Annotated in this window: 5 protein-coding genes; 1 reads left to right on the top strand and 4 read right to left on the bottom strand. The window is 69.5% G+C overall.

The features are described 5' to 3' along the window. Positions 1 to 121 precede the first annotated feature (121 nt). The 4 genes from ACFY0K_RS19100 to ACFY0K_RS19085 form a co-directional block, all read right to left on the bottom strand. Positions 122 to 1,612: a glycoside hydrolase family 3 protein gene (locus tag ACFY0K_RS19100; protein WP_390640812.1), complete on the bottom strand. Its 1,491-nt coding sequence runs from the start codon at positions 1,610 to 1,612 to the stop codon at positions 122 to 124. Between the two features lie 9 nt (positions 1,613 to 1,621). Next, positions 1,622 to 2,464: a carbohydrate ABC transporter permease gene (locus ACFY0K_RS19095; RefSeq protein WP_351957896.1), complete on the bottom strand. Its 843-nt coding sequence runs from the start codon at positions 2,462 to 2,464 to the stop codon at positions 1,622 to 1,624. After that, complete coding sequence (locus ACFY0K_RS19090) at positions 2,461 to 3,435, bottom strand: carbohydrate ABC transporter permease (protein ID WP_390640811.1); 975 nt, start codon at positions 3,433 to 3,435, stop codon at positions 2,461 to 2,463. Before ACFY0K_RS19090 ends, ACFY0K_RS19095 begins: the two co-directional genes overlap by 4 nt. Positions 3,436 to 3,638: 203 nt before the next feature. Continuing rightward, positions 3,639 to 4,925 (bottom strand): extracellular solute-binding protein, encoded by a 1,287-nt coding sequence (locus tag ACFY0K_RS19085; protein WP_390640810.1) that lies wholly within the window; start codon positions 4,923 to 4,925, stop codon positions 3,639 to 3,641. Positions 4,926 to 5,284: 359 nt separating this feature from the next. Here ACFY0K_RS19085 and ACFY0K_RS19080 point away from each other — a divergent pair, with 359 nt between their 5' ends. After that, positions 5,285 to 6,049 carry a GntR family transcriptional regulator gene (locus tag ACFY0K_RS19080; protein ID WP_093499171.1) on the top strand — a complete coding sequence of 255 codons (765 nt, stop codon included), beginning with the start codon at positions 5,285 to 5,287 and terminating at the stop codon, positions 6,047 to 6,049. Positions 6,050 to 6,203: the final 154 nt, after the last annotated feature.

Raw genomic sequence — 6,203 nt, 5'->3', positions numbered from 1 at the left:
GCGGCGCCGCGCCGCCCCCGCCCGCGGGTCGGGGGGGGGGGGGGGGGGGGGGGGGGGGGGGGGGGGGGGGGGGGGGGGGCGGGCCGCGCCGCCCCCCCCCCCCCCCCCCCGCCGGGATCCGCTACGCGGTCACGCCCGCGATGACCTCGGCCGCCGCCACTCCGCAGACCCGGGCCGCGCCGTGCGTCGCGATGTACAGGGCGCCCCGGGGTGTGGCCTGCGGTACGCCCATCTCCACCACGACGGTGTCGGGGCGGGCCTTGAGCAGGGTGTCCAGGGCCGCGGTCATCCAGGGGTGCCGGTGTTCGTCCCGGACCACGGCGACGATCCGGCGGTCCCCCGCCGCGACGATCGCCGCGTGGCCCGCGTCCTCGCCGGCGAAGCTGCCGGTCTCGGTGCCGGGCACGAGCCGGGTCAGTTCGCCGGAGACGCCCCACGGTGTCTCCGTGCCCACGGCGATGTTGGTCTCGGGCGTGAGGGAGGCGACGAAGAGCGGCTCGGCCGGCGGCGTGTAGGGGTCGACGCGCGTCACATGGAGCGCGCGGCGGGCGGCGACGAGGCCGATGTCCGTGAGGGCCGGGTCCGGCTGGGCCACCTCCGTCGTGGCCGTCCAGGTCGCCAGTGCCCGCACCCGCCGCGCCGCGTCCGCCAGGCGTTCCTCGGGGAGTTCGCCGGAGCGGACCGCCGCGACCAGGGCGTCGCGCAGCCGCCGTACCGTCTCCTCGTCCGAGAGGCCGCCGCCCACGCAGATCGCGTCGGCGCCGGCGGCGAGGGCCAGGACGGTGCCGTGTTCGATGCCGTAGGTCCCGGCGATGGCCTGCATCTCGATGCCGTCGGTGACGATCAGGCCGTCGTAGCCGAGTTCGCCGCGCAGGAGCTCGGTCAGGACGCGGTGGGACAGCGTGCCGGGCCGGGCCGGGTCCAGGGCGGGGACCAGGATGTGCGCGCTCATCACGGCGCGGCTGCCGGCGGCGATGGCGGCGCGGAAGGGCACCAGTTCGCGGGCGCCCAGGACCTCGGCGCCCACGTCGATGCGGGGCATGGCGAGGTGGGAGTCGACGGCGGTGTCGCCGTGGCCCGGGAAGTGCTTGGTGCAGGCCGCCACCCCGGCCGCCTGGAGGCCGGTGACGTACGCCGCCGTGTGCCGGGCCACCAGGTCCTGGTCGGCGCCGAAGGAGCGGACGCCGATGACCGGGTTGGCGGAGTTGGAGTTCACGTCGGCGACCGGGGCCCAGCTGAAGTTGACCCCGCAGGCGGCCAGGCGGCGGCCCAGTTCGAGGGCGACCTGCCGGGTGAGCTCCGGGTCGTCGACGGCGCCGAGGGCGTGGTTGCCGGGGAAGGAGGAGCCGGTGCGCACCTCCAGGCGGGTGACGTCACCGCCCTCCTCGTCGATCGCCACCAGGACGTCGTCCCGCTCGGCGCGCAGCTGGGCGGTGAGGGCCGAGAGCTGCTCGGCCGAGATGATGTTGCGGCCGAACACGCCCACCGAGGCGAGGCCCTCGCCGAGTCGGCGCAGTACCCAGTCGGGGGCGGTGGTGCCGGTGAAGCCCGGCTGGAGGACCGTCAGCGCGTCGCGCGTGAGTGTGTCCGTACCGCTGGCGAATGTCGTCATCGGATGGGGTTATCCCTTCACGGCGCCCGCGGTGAGGCCCGCGGCCATCTTGCGCTGGACGAGGAGGAACAGGACGACGATCGGCACGGCGAGCATGGTGGCGCCGGCCATCATCGGGGCGTATTCGGTGCCGTGCTTCGTGGTGAAGTTGGCGAGCCAGACGGTCGCCGTCTGGTGCTCCTGGCTGAGCAGCATCAGGGCGTAGAGGTACTCGTTCCAGGCCTGGATGAAGCCGTAGACCGAGGTGGCGACCAGGCCGGGGGCGAGCAGCGGGAAGACCACGCGGACGAAGGCGCCGGTGCGGGAGCAGCCGTCGACCATGGCGGCCTCCTCCAGCTCCTTCGGGATGTTGACGATGAAGCCGCGCAGGGTCCACACCGTGAACGGCAGGATGAAGGTCAGGTAGGTGATGATCAGGCCGCTGAGCTTGTCGTACTGGTCCAGGTCGTTGAGGAGCAGGAAGACCGGGATGATCATGGCGACCAGCGGGATCATCTGGACCGCGAGGATGCCGACGATCACGACCTTGCGGCCGCGGAAGGCGAACCGGGAGATGGCCAGGGCGGCCAGCAGTCCGATGGCCATGCCGATCACCACGACGGAGAGGGACACGATCAGGCTGCGGCCGACCGGGCCCCAGAAGTCGGCGATGTCCAGCGCGCGGCGGAAGTTGGACAGGGTGACGCCGGTGGGCAGCAGGCTCGGGTCCGGGTCGATGGCGTCCTTCGCCGGCTTGAACGCCGTGTTCAGCATCCAGTAGACGGGGAAGCCCGCGACGACGAAGACGAGGAGGCCGAGGAGGTTCCAGCCGGCCTTCGCCCTCCTGCGGCCCGGGGTGGCTACGGTGCTCATTCGACCTCTCCGATCTGCAGCATCTGGCGCATGTACACGGCGACGACGCCGAGCAGGAGGACCACGGTGAGCAGGGCGATCGCGGAGCCCTGCCCGTAGTCGTTGACGACGAAGGCGCGGTCGTAGGACCAGGTGGTGAGCAGCTGGAACTCGGCCTCGGGGTGGCCGCCGCGCATCACGAAGACCTGCGGGAAGACGCCCATGTCCCAGATCACCGAGAGCGTCGTGAGCATCACGATCACCGGCTTGAGGATGGGCAGCGTGACGTAGCGGAAGACGCCCCAGGGGCCGGCGCCGTCGAGGCGGGCGGCCTCCTCCAGCTCCTTGGGGACCTGGGTGAGTCCGGCACTGAGCGTGATGACCACGAAGGGGACCGCTCCCCAGACCACCAGGAGCATGATCACCGCGAGCCCCTCGGGTCCGCTGGCGAACCAGTTGTGGCCGACCATGTCGACCCCGGGGAGCTTGCTGAGCAGGGCGTTGAGGATGCCGTAGTCGGAGTCGAAGAGCCACTTGAAGACCGTGGTGGCGACGATGACCGGCATGCCCCAGCTGGCCACCAGCGCGATGTTGACCAGCGTCTTCACCCAGCCGGAGACGCGTTGCAGCAGCAGCGCGATGAGCATCCCGACGACCATGGTGAAGACGACGGAGCCGCCCGCGAAGACGATCGTGCGCAGCACGACCTGCCAGAACTCGCTGTCGCCGAGCACCTCGGAGAAGTTGCCGAACCCGACCCACTCGGCCGGCTTGAACCCCCACAGCTGAGACTGCCCGAAATCCTGGAAGGAGAGGGTGACCAGCCGGTAGAGGGGGTAGCCGAGGACGAGCGCCAGGATCAGCAGGCAGGGGGCGAGCAGCAGCCAGGGAACGGCGGGGCCCCCCGAACGCCGGTTCGCACGTGGTCTTTGCGGGGAGTCCGGTGGAGGTGCTGGCACCTTGGCGGGTGTGGTCGTATCAACGGCACTCATCGTGCGCTCCTAAGCAATTCAAGAAACGTCAGGTGCCGCGCCCCCGAAGGAGCGCTGGGGGCACCCCCGGCCGAAGGCTGGGGGAGGAACTGCGCGACCAGCCACAACGCACCCGCAGTGGCCCCACAACCCAACGCGGCATCCTCTTTTGAAACCCACCGGCCGGACCCGACCCCCCGTCGGTCAGGCCCGGCCGCGGACCGTTACGGGGTGTTGATGACCTTGTCGATCGCCGCGTCGGCCTCCTTGGCCGCCGCCTCGACGCTCTCCTTGCCGGTGCCGATGTTCTGCAGCATCGTCTGGAGCACCTGGGCCTTCTCGACCTGGCCCCAGCCCGGCGCCATCGGCACGAACCAGTTGGACTCGGCCGCCTCGGCCGGCACCGCGGTCGCCGGGTCGTTCTTCAGCGTGGCGAGGTCGGTCTTGTTGTTCGGCAGGTTGCCCTTGGCCATCAGGCCCTTCTGGCCGGAGGGACCGGTGAACGCGTTGATCCACTCGGCGGCGACGCCCTGCGCCTTCGACTTCACCGGGATGGCGAGGTCGGAGCCGCCCAGGAAGACCGGCATGTTCTTGCCGGACGGGCCGGGCATCACGAAGTTGACGAGGTTGTCCTTCAGCTTGCCGCCGGTCTTGTCGTTCTTCGGGTCGGCCGCGGTCGCGCCCTCCCAGGCGGCACCGAAGATCATGGCCGACTTGCCCTGGCCGTAGACGATGTAGCGGTCGGACTCGTCCTTGGTCTTGTCACCGTGCATGTACTTGTCGATGACGTTCTTGAACTCGGTCAGGCCCTTGACGGACTCGGCCGAGGAGAGGTTGCCCTGCCACTTGCCGCCGTTCTCGACGGCGATGGAGCCACCCGCGTCGTAGACGAAGGACATGGCCGCGTACCAGTCACGGGTGGGCTGGTACCAGGCGCTGAACTTGTCGCCTTCCTTCTTCTGGATCTTGTCCAGGTCGGCGGTCAGCTCGGTGTAGGTCTTCGGCGTGGTCTTGATGCCGGCCGAGGCGGCGATGTCCTTGCGCCAGTTGGCGACGCGGCCACCGGCGTAGTACGGCACGCCGTAGGTCTTGCCCTGGTAGGTGACGGAGGCCTTGAGGCCGTCGAGCCACTGGTCCGAGCTGGTGAACTGGGAGGCGTCCACGGGGGCGAAGGCGCCCTTGACCATGTAGCTGAGCATCTCGGTGTTGCCCATCTCGACCACGTCGGGGGCCTTGTCCGTGGCGAGGACGGCGTCCAGCTTGGTGTTCTTGTCCGGCCAGCCGTAGTACTCGTGGTTGATCTTGATGCCGGGGTGCTTCTTCTGCACGGCGGCGTCGGCGGCCTTGACCAGGTCGGGCCAGTTGTTCTGCGCGTCCACCGTGAGCCACACGGTCAGCGCCTTGGCGTCCGAGCCCTGGGACTTGTTGTCGTCCTTGTTGTCACTGCCACACGCCGCGACCGAGAAGACCATGCCCGCGATACCAATCGCGGCTATCAGCTTGCGCTTCACGCCACCCTCCTCAGGGATGCCACAAACCCCCCTGCCTCCCCGCACGAGCGTTGGGCCGGGACCTGGACCAATGGTGTAGACCAGTGCGGGAAGCTTGGCCCAGACCACCAGGCCTGTCAAGGGTGGCCGAATAGGCTCCGACCAGCCGTTATGCGACCTACATATGCAGGAACCTTTAAGTAAGAACCCCTCGAAAACCCGAGGCGCGGACGAGACAATTCCGGTAGACCACTCGCTCGGTGGACTAGACCAACAGCGTCCGCGACGGTATACAGAGGGGATCACGCAGCGTGCAGGGCGAATCCCGTACGCTGCCGTGCCACGAGGCGAGCCGCGTCAATAAGCCGGGAAGGCGGAGCATGAGCACCGACGTCAGCAGTGCGGAGAACGAGAGCGGGACAGCCGTCCGTACCGCGCGCGTGCCCAAGTACTACCGCCTGAAGAAGCACCTGCTCGAAATGACCGAGACACAGGCCCCCGGCACCCCGGTCCCGCCCGAGCGCACCCTGGCCGCCGAGTTCGACACCTCCCGCACCACCGTCCGCCAGGCCCTCCAGGAGCTCGTCGTCGAGGGCCGGCTGGAGCGCATCCAGGGCAAGGGCACCTTCGTCGCCAAGCCCAAGGTCTCCCAGGCGCTCCAGCTCACCTCGTACACGGAGGACATGCGGGCCCAGGGCCTGGAACCGACCTCGCAGCTGCTGGACATCGGCTACATCACCGCCGACGACCGGCTCGCCGGACTTCTCGACATAACGGCAGGCGGGCGCGTGCTGCGCATCGAGCGGCTGCGCATGGCCAACGGCGAGCCGATGGCGATCGAGACCACGCACCTGAGCGCGAAGCGCTTCCCCGCCCTGCGCCGCTCCCTCGTCAAGTACACGTCCCTGTACACCGCCCTCGCCGAGGTGTACGACGTCCATCTCGCCGAGGCCGAGGAGACCATCGAGACCTCGCTGGCGACCCCGCGCGAGGCCGGCCTGCTCGGCACCGACGTGGGCCTGCCGATGCTGATGCTCTCCCGCCACTCCCTGGACCGCGACGGCCAGCCGGTGGAATGGGTGCGCTCGGTGTACCGCGGCGACCGCTACAAGTTCGTCGCGCGGCTCAAGCGGCCCCAGGACTGACCCCGTTCGCACCGCGGCCCCCTGACGGCACGTCACCCTTCTCCACCGAATCGACATACCGATATGCGGATGAGGTCTTCCGCTGACCTTTCGCGTTCGCCATGATTGCCTGCGCATTACACAGGTGAACAACGGTGATCGCCGTGCGGTCAGT

It is taken from the genome of Streptomyces sp. NPDC001507, assembly GCF_042894765.1.
Taxonomy (GTDB): domain Bacteria; phylum Actinomycetota; class Actinomycetes; order Streptomycetales; family Streptomycetaceae; genus Streptomyces.
Note: the sequence above shows the minus strand (reverse complement) of the source record. Positions and strands in the feature narration are given on the sequence as shown.